Below are 15,006 nucleotides of genomic sequence, written 5' to 3'. Positions count from 1 at the left end.
AAGTCAATGTCGTCATTTCCCCGGTCCACCGTGCTCGGATATCCGAGGATCGGCCCGCGAAGGGAGCTGAAGCGGGCCCTGGAGTCCTACTGGGACGGCCGCTCGACCCGGGCGGAGCTGGAGGAGACGGGCGCCGAGATCCGGGAACGGACCTGGCGGCGGCTCGACGAGCTGGGCCTGGCCGGACTGCCGTCCAACACCTTCTCCCTCTATGACCAGGTGCTCGACACGGCCGTGCTGCTCGGCGCGGTGCCACGGCGCTACCTCGAAGCGGAGGACCCCTACTTCGCGATGGCCAGAGGCACCGCCGGGCTGGCGCCGCTGCGGATGACGAAGTGGTTCGACACGAACTACCACTACATCGTCCCGGAGATCGACGCCGAGACCGTGTTCAAGCTCGACCCGGCCAAGCCGCTCGCCGAGCTGCGGCAGGCACGGGAGCTGGGCTTCGAGACGCGGCCCGTGGTGGTGGGGCCGGTGACGTTCCTGCTGCTGGCCGGGGCGCTGGAGCGGCTGGACGAGGTGCTGGGCTGCTACGAGGAGCTGCTGGCGATCCTGGCGGCCGAGGGCGTGGAGTGGGTGCAGCTCGACGAGCCCGCGCTGGTTGCCGACCGGACGTCCGAGGAACTGGCCGCCGTCACGGCCGCCTACGAGCGGCTGGGGGCCGCGCCTTCGCGTCCCGGGCTGTTCGTCGCCTCCTACTTCGGTGATCTGGGCGAGGCGCTGCCCGTCCTGGCCGCGACGCCGGTGGAGGCGATCGGGGTGGACCTGGTGCGCGGCGGCCTGGACCGGCTGCCGGCGCTGGCGGGCAAGACCGTGGTGGCGGGTGTGGTGTCCGGGCGGGACGTGTGGCGTACCGCTCCCGGGCGGGCCCTGAGCCTGCTGCGGGCGGTGCGGGAGCACGCGGCGGACGTGGTGGTCAGCACCTCGTGCTCGCTCCTGCACGTGCCCTACGACGTGGCGGGGGAAGAAGGGCTCGACCCGGCGCTGCGGGCGCGGCTGGCCTTCGCCGAGCAGAAGGTGGCGGAGGTGGTCGAACTGGCGCGCACCGACTTCCGGGGCGCCGAGGCGCCGGCCGCGTCGGTGGCGCTGGCGGACCCGATCGTGTTCGAGGGGCGCGGACCGTACGCGGAGCGCGCCGCGGCCCAGGCCGCGCACCTGCGGCTGCCGGTGCTGCCGAGCACCACGATCGGGTCGTTCCCGCAGACCGGCGAGCTGCGCGCGGCCCGCGCGGCCGTGGTGGCGGGCACGCTGCCGGAGGCCGACTACGAGCGGCGGGTCGAGGCGGAGATCGAGCGGGTCATCCGGCTGCAGGAACGGCTCGGCCTCGACGTCCTCGTGCACGGCGAGCCGGAGCGCAACGACATGGTCCAGTACTTCGCCGAGCACCTCGACGGCTTCGCGGTGACCGCCAACGGCTGGGTCCAGTCCTACGGCTCCCGGTGCACCAGGCCGCCGATCCTGCACGGCGACGTCGGGCGGGCCGCGCCGATCACCGTACGGTGGGCGCGCCACGCGCAGTCGCTGACGGACAAGCCGGTCAAGGGCATGCTCACCGGTCCCGTCACGATCGTCGCCTGGTCGTTCGTCCGCGACGACCTGCCGCTGCGCGACGTGGTGTTCCAGGTGGCCGACGCGGTCCGGGACGAGGTACGCGACCTGGAGGCGGCGGGTGTGTCGATCATCCAGGTGGACGAGCCCGCGCTGCGCGAGCTGCTGCCCCTCAGGCGGGCCTCGCAGGCCGACTACCTGGAGTGGGCCGTGGCCGCGTACCGGCGGGCCACCTCGGGGGCCAGCGACCGCATTCAGATCCACACGCACCTGTGTTATTCGGACGCCGACCAGATCCTCGCGGCGATCGACGGCCTGGACGCCGACGTCACCACGATCGAGTCGGCCCGCTCCGGGGCCCGGATCCTGGGGGCCGTGGGCTCCTTCGGGCGGGGGCTCGGGCCGGGCGTCTACGACATCCACTCGCCTAGAGTGCCGAGCCAGGCCGAGGTTGAGGAGTTGTTGCGGGAGACGCTGAAGGTGCTGCCCGCCGAGCGGGTCTGGGTGAATCCGGACTGCGGGCTGAAGACCCGTACCTATGAGCAGGTGGAGGCGGCGCTGGCGAACGTGGTCGGCGCGACCGAGCGGCTGCGCGACGAGCTCAGCGCTAGGTGATCAGCTGAAGGTCCACTCGAGGTGGGCCAGGGCGGCGTCGGCGTAGTGGCGGGGGCCGGTGCTCAGGCCGTAGGCGAGGTCCTCGATGAGCGCGCACCTGGCGTAGAAGACGACCCTGTCCCGGTCGCGCTCGTCGAAGTCGCGGTCGTAGTGCGCCAGGGTCCGCTCGAAGACCTCGGGGCCCAGGTCGCGGTAGATGAGCGCGAAGTCGTGCGCCGGGTCGGTGAGAGCGGCGTCCGTCCAGTCGATGACGCCCGTCAGCGTGCTGGTCGCGGCGTCGGCCAGGAGGTGCTCGCTGCCCAGGTCGTTGTGGCAGAAGCGCAGGTCACGCGGCTCGTCGGGCGGTGTGTCGCGTAAGAACCGCTCCACCAGCGGGCGCCGCTCCGCCGGCACGTGCCCCTCGACGTCGCGGTAGTCGAGCCCGGCGTCCACCAGCAGGGTGGGCGCCGGGTAGAGGTCGGGCGGCGCCAGCGCGCGCAGGTCATCGACCGGGGCACTGTGCAGGGCGCTCAGCAGGCGGCCGAGCGGGGCGGCCAGCGCCGCGGGGTCCGGCACCGGGTGCTGGTTGAGCGGCTCGCCCGGCAGCTTGCGGTAGGCGATCACGCCCTGCTCGTAGTCGGCGAAGACCACCTCGGGCACCGCCACGGTGGCCAGCTCGCGGACCGCGGCCAGCAGCTCGACCTCGCGGCGGGTGGCCACCGGATCGGTGGCCTTGCCGCCCCGGACGATCAACTCACCGTTGACCTCGTAGACCTCGTGGTCCAGGCCCTGCCCGGACTCGGTCAGAGAGCGCACCTCGACGTCGGGGAGGTGGCGGGCCAGCAACGCGCGGATGTCGCCGATCACACCAGCAGCCTAGGCCCGGCGGGTCGGGTGCGCGAGAGGATAATTACTTGAGCGCCCCCGCGGTCAGCCCCGACTGGATCTGGCGCTGGAAGACCGTGTAGACGACCAGCATGGGCAGGATGGCCAGCGTCAGGGCGGCGAACAGGGCCGACCAGTCCTGGTCATAGCCCGCGGCCGTCGAGATGTCGGCGATGCCCTGCGTGAGCACCCACTTGTCGCGCTCCTGCAGCAGCACCAGCGGCAGCTGGTACTGGTTCCACTGGCCGAGGATGTTGAAGATCGTGATGCTGACCAGGCCCGGTCTGGCCATGGGCAGCATGATCTGGAAGAACACCCGGGTGTGCGAGGCGCCGTCGACCATGGCCGCCTCCGCCACGGCCGTGGGCAGCGTACGGAAGAAGGCCGACAGGAAGAACACCGTGAACGGCATCGAGTAGGCGATGTAGACCAGCACGAGGCCGGCGTGGGTGTTCAGGCCGATGAACGGGCCGATCAGCGGGACGTTACCCATGTTCTGCACGACGAAGAACAGCGGCGACAGCGCCAGGTAGACCGGGAAGGCCAGGCCCGACACGAACAGCAGGTAGACGGCCCGGTTACCGCGGAAGGGGTAGCGCGACAGCACGTACGCGGCCATCGAGCCGAGCAGCATCGTGCCGAACACGCTGAAGGCGACCACGATGACGCTGTTGAGCATGTACTGGCCGATGTGCGCCTGCTCCCAGGCCCTGGCGAAGTTGTCCCAGCGCAGGCTGGCCGGCAGGGACCAGGCGTCGCCGAAGATCTCGTCCTCGCTCTTGACCGACGCCAGGAACGTCCACAGGATCGGCACCACCGTGAGCACGGTCCACAGCAGCAGCGCGACGTGCGACAGGATCGCCATCGGCCCGAGCCGTTTCCGGCTCTCCTGGCGGGCCAGCTTGCGGGAGTTCGCCACCGTCCACGAGGTCGTCGTCATCAGTACTCGATTCGTTCGCGCCGCGTCAGACGCAGCGAAAGGATCGCGAACCCGACGGTGAAGAAGAACATCACGACGCCCAGGGCCGAGGCGTATCCGAAGCGGAAGTATTGGAAGGCGTTGCGGTAGACCTCGGCCGCCATGACCGTGGTCGACCAGTCGGGGCCGCCGTGCTGGTCGGTCATCACCCACACGATCGCGAACACGTCGAGGGCGATGATGCCGAGGTAGACCCAGGCCACCTGGATGGTGTCCCAGAGCAGCGGCAGGGTGATGCGGAAGAACAGGCTCAGCCGCCCGGCGCCGTCGATCTGCGCCGCCTCGAACATGTCCTTCGGGATGGAGGCGAGTCCGGCGGAGAAGAGCACCACGTAGAACCCGACCGCCTGCCAGACCATGACGCCGAGCACCGACCAGAACGCGACACCCGGGTCCGACAGGAAGCCGATCGGCTTGCCGCCCAGCGCCATCAGCGGCGCGTTCAGCATCCCGCTGCCGTCCGGCCGGAACACCTGCTGGAACAGCACCGCCACCACCGCGACGGCCAGCACCTGCGGGAAGAAGAACACCACGCGGTAGAACTTGGAGCCCCTGATCCCGCCCACGGCCCGCCCGCCGCCGCCCACGTTGAGGAGGAAGGAGAAGAACAGGGCGATGATGATCGTGATCAGGGGCAGCAGGACGAGCAGCCCAGCATTGTGCGTGACCGCTTTCCAGAACGTCCCGTCTTCGAGGAGCCGGCGGAAGTTCTCCAGCCCGATGAAGGCCGGCGTGGCCGAGACGCCGCGCCAGTCCGTCATCGAGATGTAGAACGCCTGGATGTATGGAGAGATCACATAGATCAGGTAAAGGGTCACCGGGGCTGCCAGGAACGCGGTGATGAACAGCCCTCGGCGATACCTGTTGAACAACATCAGCGCTTGTACTTCTTGATCGAGGAGTCCTTCTTGATCTCGTCGGACTTCTTCTGGATGCGCTCCAGATACTTGTCCGGCGTGAGGCCGCCGGTCATGAGCTCACCGGTGGCGGCGACGGCCTCGTCCTTGAGCTGGAGGTACCACGTCTGCCAGCGGTAGTAGACGATGTTCGCGCCGGCCTCGGTGTAGGCCTTGGTCGCGCTCGCGGCGCCCGGGGACAACTGGCGGCCCTCACCCGCGCCCTTGACCGTCGAGACGGTCTTGACCATCTCGCTGAACTCGCCGGCCGCCTTCTTCGACAGCATGGCCCGCAGGTACTCCATGCCGCCCTGCGGGTTGGCGCCCTTGGCGGGGACGATGAAGTTCTCGCTCGGCTGGCTGTGCAGCGTGCCGTAGGGCATCTTGTCGGAGCTGGTGAAGTCGGGGACGGGGAACATGCCGTACTCGAAGTCGGCCGGAGTGGTGGTCTTCTGCTCGTTCTCCAGCCAGGAGCCGGAGGGCAGCATGGCCACCTTGTACTTGTTCTGGGCGGTCTGGGTCTGCACGTGGTCGAGGCCGGCGGTGCCCTCCAGGAGGTACTTGGCACCGATCTCGGCCCAGGCCGTGGCGGAGGTCTTCATGGCCTCCGTGGTCCAGGCGCCGTCCTCGAGGTTGTCGATGTTGACGAGGACCTCGGGGCCGCCGATCTTCGCGGCCATGGTGAGCAGCACTTCGTACAGATATTGCGGGAATTTTCCGGCGTAGGTGAAGGGGGCCATCTTGCCGGACTTTTTGATCGTTTCGTTGAGCTTGAGGAACTCGTCCCACGTCTTGGGGGGCGCCCAGCCGTTGTCCTTGAACGCCTTCTGCGAATACCAGATGCCGAAGATGTAGTTGACGTAGCCGAGCACGCTGAACGTGCCGTCCATGGTGCCGATGTCGATGACGGCCGGGTCGATGGTGTCCCTGACCTTAATGCTCGGGTCGTCCCACGAAGGCGCGTCGAGCAGCGGGGTGAGGTCCTGGAGCTGGCCGTCCTGGGCGAGCGCGCCGAAGTCCATGGCGTTGGCACCCGAGTTGTCGATCACGTCGGGCGGGTTGCCGCCGGCGAACCTCGGCTGGAGGACCTTGGTGATCTCCTTGGTGGCGTTGTGCTTGATCTCCACCTTCGGATACTTCGACTTGAACAGCGGCTGGTGGATGTTCTTGGCGTAGTCCTGGCCGAAACCGCCGTCGAAGATCCACACCTCAAGCGGCTTGCTGTCCGAGACCCCGAAGGGGTTGGCCGCGCTGGTCGCGACCGGGGCGGCCGACGACGAGGCCGACGGCTTCGCGGCCGGGGTCGCGCACGCGGCGAGCGCGCCCGCCACGGGGACCAGCGCGGCGCTCCGGAGAAGCTCGCGCCTGGTGAAACGGGGGGTGTCCGGCATATTTCTACTCCTGACTAGTCATGCTCCACGTCGGATCCGCCCTGCGTAGCGGCTCTCCAGGGCCTTGTTGTGCTCGTCGCCACCGGCCACGTTGACCGACAGGTAGATGGGCGGCGTCTCGCCGAGCGCCACGAGCTCGGCCACCGCCTCGGTGACCACCATCTGCGCGAGCAACGCCGAGGTGACGGTCGAGATCGCGCCGTAACCGCCGCCGCCCGGCAGTTCGAGGATCGCGTCCCCGTACGGCGCGCCGTTGTCCAGCACGACGTCGGCCAGGTCGAGCAGCTTGCGGCCCGACGGGTGGCGCGAGGTCATCTGGCTGCTGTGCTGGACCGAGGTCAGCGCGATCAGGGGATGGCCGCGGTCCTTGACGATCGTGGCCAGCTCGACCACGGCTCCGTTGATGCCCGAGCTGGAGATCAGCACGAACACGTCCTGCGGCGCGACGGGCGCCAGTTCGTAGATCCGGTGGGCGATCTCCGGATCGCGTTCGAGCTCGGGAGTGAGCACGCTCGGCGGCTGGCCGCCGTACAGGACGAGGTCACGCGGGGTGAGCCGGTTGCTGGGGACCAGTCCCCCGGCCCGTCCGGCGATCTCCATCGCGATCGACTCGGAATGTCCGGATCCGAACGCGTTGACCACGCCGCCCGCCCGCAGCGACGCGACGAGCAGCGCGGCGGCGCGGCGTACCGGCTCCGCCTGTGTCTCCACGACCTGGTGTGCCAGCTCCAGGGCCTTCGTTGCGAACGTCATTCAGCCTCTCTCCACCCGATGGCTCTCCACGGCGCTGATCGTGAGCCCGAACGCCTGGTTGGTGCGCTCGTAAGTGCGCTGGGCCACCGCCACGTAGACGGCGTCGAGCACGAACAGCTGCGAGTGGACGGCCGCCAGCCCGCCGAGCCGGAAGGTGGTCTCCCTGCTGGCGGTGGTGAGCACCAGGTCGGCCAGCTCGGCGAGCGGCGAGCGGGCGAACGAGGTGACCGCGACCGTGGTGGCCTCGTGACTGCCGGCCTCGGCCAGGGCCTCCATGACCTCGCGGGTCCGGCCCCGATGGCTGATGCCGATCGCGACGTCGCCCGCGCCGAGCAGCGCGGCGTCCGACAGCGCGACGTGCGCGTCGCCCGCGCTCCAGCCCGGGATGCCGATGCGGCGCAGCCGGCCCTCGAACATGGTGGCGACGTTCCCGCTGGTGGAGACGCCGACGAGCAGGACCCGCCGCGCGGCGACGATGGCGTCGGCCACCTGGGCGACGATCTCCGAGTCGAGCTGGGCGGCGGTGTCCTGGATGAGCCGGGCGTCGGCCGCGGCCATCACCTCGATCGCCGAGTCGAGCGGGTCGTCAGGCCCGATCTCGTGCCCCACGCCCGCGCCCCAGCCCGCCTGCGCGGCCCGGCCGGTCTCGGTGGCCAGCGCCACGCGCAGCTCGGCGTAACCGGAGAAGCCGAAGGCCCGGCAGAACCTGGTCACGGTCGCGGGCGAGCTGCCCGCGCGCTCGGCCAGCGCGATGATGGTCGACCGGGCCGCCTCGGCCGGATCACCGAGGATCACCTCGCCGACTCTGCGCAACGCCTCCGGCAAACCGGGTAGTTCTGTTTCCACACGCCCGAGGGCCCCTGAAGTCACGAATATTCCTTCCGGATACCCGGTCTTCCGCCGAAAATTATTCTTGCTTCTCCGCGGAGTCAAGTCCCACAATCGGACCGTGACCAATTCGCTCACCATCGGACTCGCCATCGGCGTGGATGCCGGCGCCACCTCCACCCGTATCGCCGTGCACTCGCTCGACGGCACCCGTGTCGGGTACGCCAGGGCGGGCGCGGGCAATCCGAGCGCCCACGGCCTGGCGAACGCGGTGGCGGCGATCGAGACCGCGCTCAGCGGGGCTCTGGCCGGGCTGGACGCCTCGTCGGTCGTCGCCTCGCTGGCCGGGATCTCGGGGTTCGTCGACGAGATGGAGCCGGCGCTGGCCAAGGTGTGGGCGGGGCACGGCATCGCCTCGGGGCCGCGGCTCATGGGCGACACGGTGATCGCGTACGTCGCGGGGTCGCCCGAGCCGGACGGCTCGCTGCTGCTCTCGGGGACGGGGGCGGTGGCGGCCCGGATCACCGGCTACGAGCTGGACGTGATCGCCGACGGGCTGGGCTGGCTGCTGGGCGACGCGGGGTCGGGCTTCTGGATCGGGCGCGCGGGCGCCAAGGCCGTCGTCGCCGAGCTGGATCGCGGCTCCTCGGCGGGCCCGCTGGTCGAGCTGGTCGTCGAGCACTTCCTCGGGGCCGAGCGCGGCCCCACGCCGCGCAAGGTGGCCGATCGGATCGTCCGGCTGGCGCAGGCCGACCACATGCGCCTGGCCGCCCTGTCGGCGCTGGTCAGCCAGGCCGCCGAAGCGGGCGACCCGCTCGCGCTCGGCATCGCCCGCCAGGCCGCCGCGCACCTGGCCGCCACGGTGCGGCGGGTGCACCGGTCGGGGCCGGTGGTCCTGGCCGGGAGCGTGCTGACGAGCGACGGTCCGGTACGGCAGGCCGTACGCGAGCTGCTGGCCGGTGAGACCGTGACCACGGCGCGGGACGCGGCGGGGGCGGCGGCCTGGCTGGCGGCGCGCGACCTGCTGCCGGAGGCCGACCGGCGGGCCTCGCACGCGGCGTTCACGGCCGGTTCTTGACCTGCTACCCCACCAGCAGCGCCGCGCTTCCGTAACTGCCGCCGAAGCCCGTCGCCAGCGCCACCTCACGACCGCCACGCACTTCCCGGACCGCCTGGGCCACGTTGTTCAGGCCGTGCACATAGCCCTCCGACAGCAGGCCGCCGTGCGGGTTGATCCAGGCGTGGCGTCGCTCCAGCAGGTACGGGCCCAGGTCCTCGCGACGGACCAGGCCGAAGTCCGCCAGTTGCCGCGGAACCAGCCAGGAGTAGGCGTCGTACGGGAGTGCCGCGTCCACGTCCGACGGCCGCATGCCCGACGCCTCCCACAGCATGGGGGCCACGTACTCGGAGAAGACGGCGCTCACGTCCGGCGCGCGGTCCATCGATGAGCAGCCGGGGCCGCCGCCGCGCACGACGGCCTGGATGCGCGGGCCGCCGAGCACGCCGCTGACCAGCAGCGCGCACGCGCCGTCGGTCTCCTGGCAGCAGTCGACGGTACGGAGTGGCGTGCAGACGTACGGTCTGGCCAGGTACTCCTCGAACGACAGCGGCTCCCGGCGCAGGGCACGGGGGTTGGTCTTGGCGTTGTCCCTGGACTGGGCGACGACGGCGTGCAGGTGCTCGGGGCCGAGGCCGGTGTCGTGCAGGTAGCGGGTCGCGGCCAGGGCGAAGAGCGGGATCGGGCCGGCCATGCCGTAGGTGAACCGCTCCTGGGGACCGGTGGAGACGGTGTTCATGCGCTTACCGGAGCGCCCGTTAAGCGCCCGATAGATCAGGATATTTCGCGCTAAACCGGCGTGTATGAGCATGGCCGCGTCGCCCAGGATCGAGGCGGCCTGGGTGCCGCCTCCGGCTATGTCGTTGTGCCAGCCCAGCCGGTCGATGCGCAGGGCGCGGGCGACCTGGGTGACGGGGGCCGAGTCGTTCATGTGATAGCTCAGGACCGCGTCCACCTCCGTGGGCGCGATGCCCGCGTCGGCGCACGCCGTACGGCAGGCCTCGACCGCCAGGTCCAGCTCGGTGCGGCCGGACTCGCGCGTCAGCGCGGTCATGCCGACACCGGCCACGGCCGCCCGGCCGGCGAAGGGCTGCATGCCCACCTCCTGCCCCGCTGAAGGCTGCCTCGCTGAAGGCTGCCCGGCTGACGGGCGTCGGGTCACTCGCCGGGGCGGGGCGCGATCCACCCCGGCGGGTGACGCATGTGGTGCTCGCCCGTCACGCTAACGCGGCTGCGGTTTCCGCACAAGCGCTTGCTCGGCATGTCTCTCCCCCGAGTCGGCCGCGAGAGGCACTCACCGGCCGGCGGCGGAAACAGTCACCCCACGGCAACCTTCACAGCGGGTAGTCCGTTCTGTAATACGGAGGTGCGACGATAGCCCATCCCCATCACCTCGAGGTGAGCGATGGATCTACGCCACGTACGCTACGCGATCACCATCGCCCGTGCGGGCAGCCTGCGCCGTGCCTCCACCGTGCTCCACATCGCCCAGCCCACCCTTTCCGAGCAGCTCAGGGCGCTGGAGAAAGAGATCGGCGTCGAGCTGTTCACGCGCTCGTCCAGCGGGGTGCGGCTCACCGAGGCGGGTGAGGTGTTCCTGGCCCAGGCCACGGTGGCGGTCGACGCCTTCGAACGGGCCGTGGCGGCCGCTCGGGGCAAGGGGCAGACGGTCCGCCTGGGGGTCGCCGACGGGCTGGGGGATGTGGTGGCCCGGCTCCTGTCGCAGGTTCAGGAGTCGCGGTTGCGGGTCGCGCCCATGTGCACGGCCGAGCAGATCATCTCCCTCATGGACGGAACCCTTCAGGCCGGGCTCGGCTACGCCCCCGGCTCGCTGCCCCGAGGCGTGGCCCGGATGCTCGTCCAGCGGGCTCAGGTGCTCGCCCTGCTCCCCCGCGATCACCGGCTGGCCTCGGTCGAGCGGCTGCGGCTGGCCGATCTGGCGACGGAGCCGCTCGTCATGCCGGAGTCCGACGCGGTGGCGGGTGCGCGCCGGTTCCTCGAAGGGTTCGTCCGGCTCGGCCTGCATCCCCGGCTCGGCCCCGGGGCGCCCACCCATGACGCCGCCGTCGCCATGGTCGAGTCCGGCGCCGGCTACACGCTCTGCGTACGCGGCGGCCTGCCGGTGCCGGAACGCCTCACCTTCATCCCCGTCGCCGAGGAGATTCCGCCGCTCGAGGTGGTGTTCCTCTGGAACCGGCAAGCCGACGTGGACGATCTCGTGCACGCGGCCCGGCATCTCGCGCGCTCTGGATAGCGCTATTATCTAGCGATGCGCGTTTCGGAGCTGAGTGTCGAGTCCGGTGTGGCGATCGCGACGATCAAGTACTACCTCCGCGAGGGCCTGCTGCACCAGGGCCGGCAACTCGCGGCCACCAGAGCCGACTATGACGACTCCCACCTGCGCAGACTCCGCCTGATCAGGGCGCTGCTCGAAGTGGGCCGGCTGCCCGTCGCCGCCATCAAACAGGTCATCGAGGCGGTGGACGACGAGTCGCTCTCGGTGCACCACATGCTCGGCACCGCCCAGTACGCCCTGGGCCCCACCATCGAGCCGGAGCCCGGCGAGGAGTGGGACGCGGCGCGCGGCCAGGTCGACCTGCTCATCAGGGAGCTGGGCTGGGACGTCGCCCCCACCGCCCCGACGCGGGACGAACTCACCCAGACCGTCGTCAGGCTGGGCCAGCTGGGCCTGTCGACCGACCTGACGGTTTATGCCCAGACGGCTCAGCGACTCGTGGCCGAGGTCGAGATGGACACGGTGCCGTTCGACGGGCCGCGCGAGGCCGCCGTCGAGGCGCTGGTGCTGGGCACGGTCCTGTACGGGAGGGCCTTCGACGCCCTGCGCCGCCTGGCCCACGAGTCGGAGTCGGCGCGCCGGGTCGGCGGCATTCAGGAAAGCCCGAGCGGGCGCGACGATCTTCCGGAAGACCTGAGCGTTCCGGAAGACCTGAGCGTTCCGGAAGACCTGAGCGGGCGCGTGGATGGAAGCGGTCAGCCGGGGTAGGCGCGGGCGAATGTTCGACGACTTCGTGACCGACCGGATCGACGTGGGCCAGGCCGAGCTGTTCGTCCGGCACGGCGGCTCCGGCCCGCCCGTCCTGCTGCTGCACGGCCATCCACGTACCCACGCCACCTGGCACCGGGTGGCCCCGCTGCTCGCCCCCGACCACACCGTGGTCTGCCCCGATCTCAGGGGGTACGGGCGCTCGTCCAAGCCGCCGACGACCGCCGATCACGAGCCGTACTCCAAGCGCGCGATGGCCGGGGACATGGTCGCGCTGATGCGCTCGCTCGGCCACGAGCGGTTCGCCGTCGCCGGTCACGACCGCGGGGCGTACGTGGCCCAGCGGCTGGCGTTCGACCATGCCGACGCGGTCACGCATCTCGTCGTGCTCGACAGCGTGCCCATCGGTGCGGCCCTCGCCCGTTGCGACGCCGGCTTCGCCGCCAGGTGGTGGCACTGGTTCTTCCTCGGCCAGACCGCCAAACCGGCGGAACGCGTGATCAACGCCGACCCGGACGCCTGGTACGGCACGGGGCCCGAGCAGATGGGCGCCGAGGCGTACGAGGACTTCCGCCGGGCGATCCACGACCCCGAGACCGTACACGCGATGTGCGAGGACTACCGGGCGGGCCTGGGCGTCGACCGGGCGGCCGACGACGCGGACCAGGCCGCCGGGCGGCGCGTCGCGTGCCCGACGCTCTTCCTCTGGGCGACAAGGGATGACATGGAGGATCTGTACGGCGACCCGCTGGCGGTCTGGCGCGAGTGGGCGTCCGACGTGCGCGGGCACGCCCTGGACAGCGGCCACCACCTGGCCGAGGACGTCCCGGACGAACTGGCCAAGGCCATCCGCTGCTTCGTGGCCGGCGCGTAAGCGCTCCTCAGTCGGTCACGGCCACCGGGCGTTTCAGCAGCCACAGGGCGGCCCGTTGCAGCAGCGTGCGGTGGATCTCGTTCTCGTAGGACCTGACGTCGTGCCCCAGCGCGTCGTACACGACCCGTCCCCGCCGCACCGGCCGCGCCCACACCAGGGGCTGCCCGCCGGCCGACGACGCGAGCGGCTCTACGTCCGGCAGCACGTCGAGGTCGCTGTAGACCTCGTCCACCAGGTCGAAGTCGCGCAGCCCCTCGACGATCGGGTGGCCGCCGTGCACGCGTACCCCGGTCCAGCCCAGCGGCGGGTGGTGGGACTTGGGCCAGGTCCAGCAGCCGCCCAGCACGCGCGGCCACCCCTGCCAGTCGTCGAAGCAGATGGACGCCGAGTGCATGCACAGCAGGCCGCCACCCCGGTCGAGGTGGTCGAGCAGGGTGGTGCGGGCCTCGGCGGGCAGTTCGAAGCGCCACTCGTCACGCAGGTCGGCGAAGCGGTCGAGGCCCATCTGCCAGCGCAGCGCGTTGACGGTGATGAGCTGGACCTCCGACGGCTCGCTCAGCGCGCCCGCGATGTCCTCGGTGATGTCGGATTCGATTCCCACCCCGGCGAGTACTTCGGCGAGTGCCACCGACGTGGCCTCGAAGTCATGGAACAGGCCTCCCGAAAGAATCAGATTTCTCGCCACGTCCCAACCTCATCATGCTTGCCCCGGCATTTCTACCCGCGGCCCGGCTGGCAGGCCACGGAGCACGCCGAGATCAGGAAGCCCCGCGCGATCCTGCCTGTGCGGTCTGCTCAACCCGGACAAGCTCTCACGGATACGGAGTGCCTGACGACCTATAGTCACCTTCATGGATCTGGGCATCAAGGGCAAGGTCGCGTTGGTCACCGGAGGCAGCGCGGGCATCGGTCTCGCCGCGGCCAAGAGCCTGGCGCGAGAGGGCTGTGCCGTCTGCGTCAGCGCGCGCAATCCGGAACGGCTGGCCGACGCGGTGGTCGAGCTGCAGGAGTTCGGCGGCGTGGTGCACGCCGTGCTCGCGGACGTGGAGGACCACGACGCCGCAGTGCGGGTGGTCGCCGAGACGCGTGACGTGCTCGGCCCCGTGGACATCCTGGTGGCCAACGCGGGCGGACCGCCCCCGGGCCGGTTCGTCGACGCCGGCCTGGGCGACTGGGACGTCGCGGTGCAGCGCAACCTGCTCGGCACGGTACGCCTGATGTACGCCGTGCTGCCGGAGATGCGCGCCCGCGGCTGGGGCCGCATCATCACGATCACCAGCGGGTCGGTGCGCCAGGCGATCGACGGCCTGGCCCTGTCGAACGCGACCCGCTCCGCCGTGGCCGGGATCGTGCGCACGCTGGCCCGCGAGGTCGGCGGCGACGGGGTCCTGGTCAACAACGTGCTGCCCGGCCCGATCGACACCGAGCGGCTGCGGGAGCTGGCGGGCGGCGACGAGGGCCTGGCCGCGCGGGGCGGCGGGGTGCCGGTGGGGCGCGTCGGGCGCCCCGAGGAGGTGGGGGACGTGGTGGCGTTCCTGGCCAGCGAGCGGGCCTCGTTCGTGAACGGGATCTCGATGCTGGTCGACGGCGGGGAGAGCCGCGTCATCGCCTGACGAGCGTCGCGACGATCGCGGCGGCCCACGCGTCGGCCGGCTGCCGCGGGTCGGCGAAGAAGGCCAGGTGGGCGCGGTGGAAGCAGGCGCCCATCAGCAGCGAGGCGGCGGCCCCGGCGTCGATCGCGCCGTCCAGCCTGCCGAGCTCCTGCTCGGCCCGCAGAATCTCGGCGAGCACCTCGATCGGCATGTGCGGGCCGGTGCCCGTCGTGGCGAGCATGCGCCTGAACCCATCCAGCAGCGACGGATCGGACATCATCCCTGAGCCGATGGCCGCCGCCCGGCCGTAGAAGTCGAGGGCCGCCAGCGCGAACTCGGTGAGGTGGGCCGCCAGGTCGCCCTGCCCGACGCGCTCGCGCAGCGTGGCCAGCGCGGGGGCGAGCGCGGGCAGCCGTTCGAGCAGCACCGCCAGGATCAGCGCCTCCTTGCCCGGAAAGTGCTTGTAGAGCAGCGCCTCGGAGCAGCCCGCCTGCGACGCGATGCGTTTCGTGGTCGCCCCGGCCATGCCGAATTCGTGAATGGCCTGCTCGGCGGCATCGATGATGCGATCGCGCGTGTTCATGGGCGCATCTTAGTAGTGA

General features: G+C 70.8%; 15 protein-coding genes. 6 read left to right on the top strand and 9 right to left on the bottom strand.

Annotated elements, in window-relative coordinates; genetic code table 11:
- The first annotated feature begins 6 nt into the window (after nt 1–6).
- Complete coding sequence (gene metE / locus AB0C30_RS21790) at nt 7–2,166, top strand: 5-methyltetrahydropteroyltriglutamate--homocysteine S-methyltransferase (protein WP_357946657.1); 2,160 nt, start codon at nt 7–9, stop codon at nt 2,164–2,166.
- Here the strand turns inward: metE and AB0C30_RS21785 are convergent, their stop codons facing one another.
- Genes AB0C30_RS21785 through AB0C30_RS21760 form a run of 6 tightly spaced genes read right to left on the bottom strand, consistent with a single transcriptional unit; the run spans nt 2,167 to nt 7,919 of the window.
- Nucleotides 2,167–3,012 carry a phosphotransferase gene (locus AB0C30_RS21785; RefSeq protein WP_357946655.1) on the bottom strand — a complete coding sequence of 282 codons (846 nt, stop codon included), beginning with the start codon at nt 3,010–3,012 and terminating at the stop codon, nt 2,167–2,169.
- 43 nt (nt 3,013–3,055) lie between these two features.
- Complete coding sequence (locus AB0C30_RS21780; RefSeq protein WP_357946652.1) at nt 3,056–3,970, bottom strand: carbohydrate ABC transporter permease; 915 nt, start codon at nt 3,968–3,970, stop codon at nt 3,056–3,058.
- On the bottom strand, nt 3,970–4,884 hold the full coding sequence (locus AB0C30_RS21775) for a sugar ABC transporter permease (RefSeq protein WP_357946649.1): 915 nt from the start codon (nt 4,882–4,884) through the stop codon (nt 3,970–3,972). Before AB0C30_RS21775 ends, AB0C30_RS21780 begins: the two co-directional genes overlap by 1 nt.
- Nucleotides 4,884–6,296, bottom strand: a complete 1,413-nt coding sequence (gene ngcE / locus AB0C30_RS21770) for an N-acetylglucosamine/diacetylchitobiose ABC transporter substrate-binding protein (RefSeq protein WP_357946646.1) — start codon at nt 6,294–6,296, stop codon at nt 4,884–4,886. Before ngcE ends, AB0C30_RS21775 begins: the two co-directional genes overlap by 1 nt.
- Before the next feature lie 18 nt (nt 6,297–6,314).
- Nucleotides 6,315–7,049, bottom strand: a complete 735-nt coding sequence (locus AB0C30_RS21765; protein ID WP_357946644.1) for an SIS domain-containing protein — start codon at nt 7,047–7,049, stop codon at nt 6,315–6,317.
- Nucleotides 7,050–7,919 (bottom strand): MurR/RpiR family transcriptional regulator, encoded by an 870-nt coding sequence (locus tag AB0C30_RS21760; RefSeq protein WP_357946641.1) that lies wholly within the window; start codon nt 7,917–7,919, stop codon nt 7,050–7,052.
- A gap of 79 nt (nt 7,920–7,998) precedes the next feature.
- On the opposite strand from AB0C30_RS21760, the gene AB0C30_RS21755 reads away from it, so the two are divergent.
- Nucleotides 7,999–8,955 (top strand): BadF/BadG/BcrA/BcrD ATPase family protein, encoded by a 957-nt coding sequence (locus AB0C30_RS21755; protein ID WP_357946638.1) that lies wholly within the window; start codon nt 7,999–8,001, stop codon nt 8,953–8,955.
- A 4-nt stretch (nt 8,956–8,959) separates the two neighbouring features.
- Here the strand turns inward: AB0C30_RS21755 and AB0C30_RS21750 are convergent, their stop codons facing one another.
- Nucleotides 8,960–10,030 carry an acetyl-CoA acetyltransferase gene (locus tag AB0C30_RS21750; protein WP_357946635.1) on the bottom strand — a complete coding sequence of 357 codons (1,071 nt, stop codon included), beginning with the start codon at nt 10,028–10,030 and terminating at the stop codon, nt 8,960–8,962.
- A 309-nt stretch (nt 10,031–10,339) separates the two neighbouring features.
- Between AB0C30_RS21750 and AB0C30_RS21745 the strand changes: the two genes are divergently transcribed.
- From AB0C30_RS21745 to AB0C30_RS21735, 3 genes are read left to right on the top strand one after another with little or no spacing between them, the layout of a single operon-like run.
- The gene (locus AB0C30_RS21745; protein ID WP_357946632.1) at nt 10,340–11,188 is read left to right on the top strand and encodes a LysR family transcriptional regulator; all 849 of its coding nucleotides are present in this window, start codon (nt 10,340–10,342) and stop codon (nt 11,186–11,188) included.
- A 15-nt stretch (nt 11,189–11,203) separates the two neighbouring features.
- A complete protein-coding gene (locus AB0C30_RS21740) occupies nt 11,204–11,938 on the top strand; it encodes a MerR family transcriptional regulator (RefSeq protein ID WP_357946629.1) in 735 nt (244 codons plus the stop codon).
- A 10-nt stretch (nt 11,939–11,948) separates the two neighbouring features.
- Nucleotides 11,949–12,812, top strand: coding sequence for an alpha/beta hydrolase (locus AB0C30_RS21735; protein ID WP_357946627.1), 864 nt, complete (start codon nt 11,949–11,951; stop codon nt 12,810–12,812).
- Nucleotides 12,813–12,819: 7 nt separating this feature from the next.
- On the opposite strand, the gene AB0C30_RS21730 is transcribed toward AB0C30_RS21735, so the two are convergent.
- Nucleotides 12,820–13,497 carry a ThuA domain-containing protein gene (locus AB0C30_RS21730; protein WP_357946624.1) on the bottom strand — a complete coding sequence of 226 codons (678 nt, stop codon included), beginning with the start codon at nt 13,495–13,497 and terminating at the stop codon, nt 12,820–12,822.
- Between the two features lie 166 nt (nt 13,498–13,663).
- On the opposite strand from AB0C30_RS21730, the gene AB0C30_RS21725 reads away from it, so the two are divergent.
- Nucleotides 13,664–14,425: an SDR family oxidoreductase gene (locus AB0C30_RS21725; protein WP_357946621.1), complete on the top strand. Its 762-nt coding sequence runs from the start codon at nt 13,664–13,666 to the stop codon at nt 14,423–14,425.
- On the opposite strand, the gene AB0C30_RS21720 is transcribed toward AB0C30_RS21725, so the two are convergent.
- Entirely contained in the window at nt 14,415–14,987 is a 573-nt protein-coding gene (locus tag AB0C30_RS21720; protein WP_357946618.1) for a helix-turn-helix domain-containing protein, read from the bottom strand. The genes AB0C30_RS21725 and AB0C30_RS21720 overlap by 11 nt on opposite strands.
- Nucleotides 14,988–15,006: the final 19 nt, after the last annotated feature.

It is taken from the genome of Nonomuraea sp. NPDC048901 (assembly GCF_040649695.1).
Taxonomy (GTDB): Bacteria; Actinomycetota; Actinomycetes; order Streptosporangiales; family Streptosporangiaceae; genus Nonomuraea.
The sequence above is the reverse complement of the archived record's forward strand: the minus strand, read 5'-3'. Positions and strand labels throughout refer to the sequence as shown.

Excerpts from the sequence above, each read along its gene's own strand:
- AB0C30_RS21740 (WP_357946629.1), top strand. The coding sequence starts at position 11,204 with ATGCGCGTTTCGGAGCTGAGTGTCGAGTCCGGTGTGGCGATCGCGACG.
- AB0C30_RS21775 (WP_357946649.1), bottom strand. The coding sequence starts at position 4,884 with ATGTTGTTCAACAGGTATCGCCGAGGGCTGTTCATCACCGCGTTCCTG.
- AB0C30_RS21780 (WP_357946652.1), bottom strand. The coding sequence starts at position 3,970 with ATGACGACGACCTCGTGGACGGTGGCGAACTCCCGCAAGCTGGCCCGC.
- ngcE (WP_357946646.1), bottom strand. The coding sequence starts at position 6,296 with ATGCCGGACACCCCCCGTTTCACCAGGCGCGAGCTTCTCCGGAGCGCC.
- AB0C30_RS21750 (WP_357946635.1), bottom strand. The coding sequence starts at position 10,030 with ATGCAGCCCTTCGCCGGCCGGGCGGCCGTGGCCGGTGTCGGCATGACC.
- AB0C30_RS21720 (WP_357946618.1), bottom strand. The coding sequence starts at position 14,987 with ATGAACACGCGCGATCGCATCATCGATGCCGCCGAGCAGGCCATTCAC.
- AB0C30_RS21725 (WP_357946621.1), top strand. The coding sequence starts at position 13,664 with ATGGATCTGGGCATCAAGGGCAAGGTCGCGTTGGTCACCGGAGGCAGC.
- AB0C30_RS21735 (WP_357946627.1), top strand. The coding sequence starts at position 11,949 with ATGTTCGACGACTTCGTGACCGACCGGATCGACGTGGGCCAGGCCGAG.
- AB0C30_RS21745 (WP_357946632.1), top strand. The coding sequence starts at position 10,340 with ATGGATCTACGCCACGTACGCTACGCGATCACCATCGCCCGTGCGGGC.
- metE (WP_357946657.1), top strand. The coding sequence starts at position 7 with ATGTCGTCATTTCCCCGGTCCACCGTGCTCGGATATCCGAGGATCGGC.
- AB0C30_RS21765 (WP_357946644.1), bottom strand. The coding sequence starts at position 7,049 with ATGACGTTCGCAACGAAGGCCCTGGAGCTGGCACACCAGGTCGTGGAG.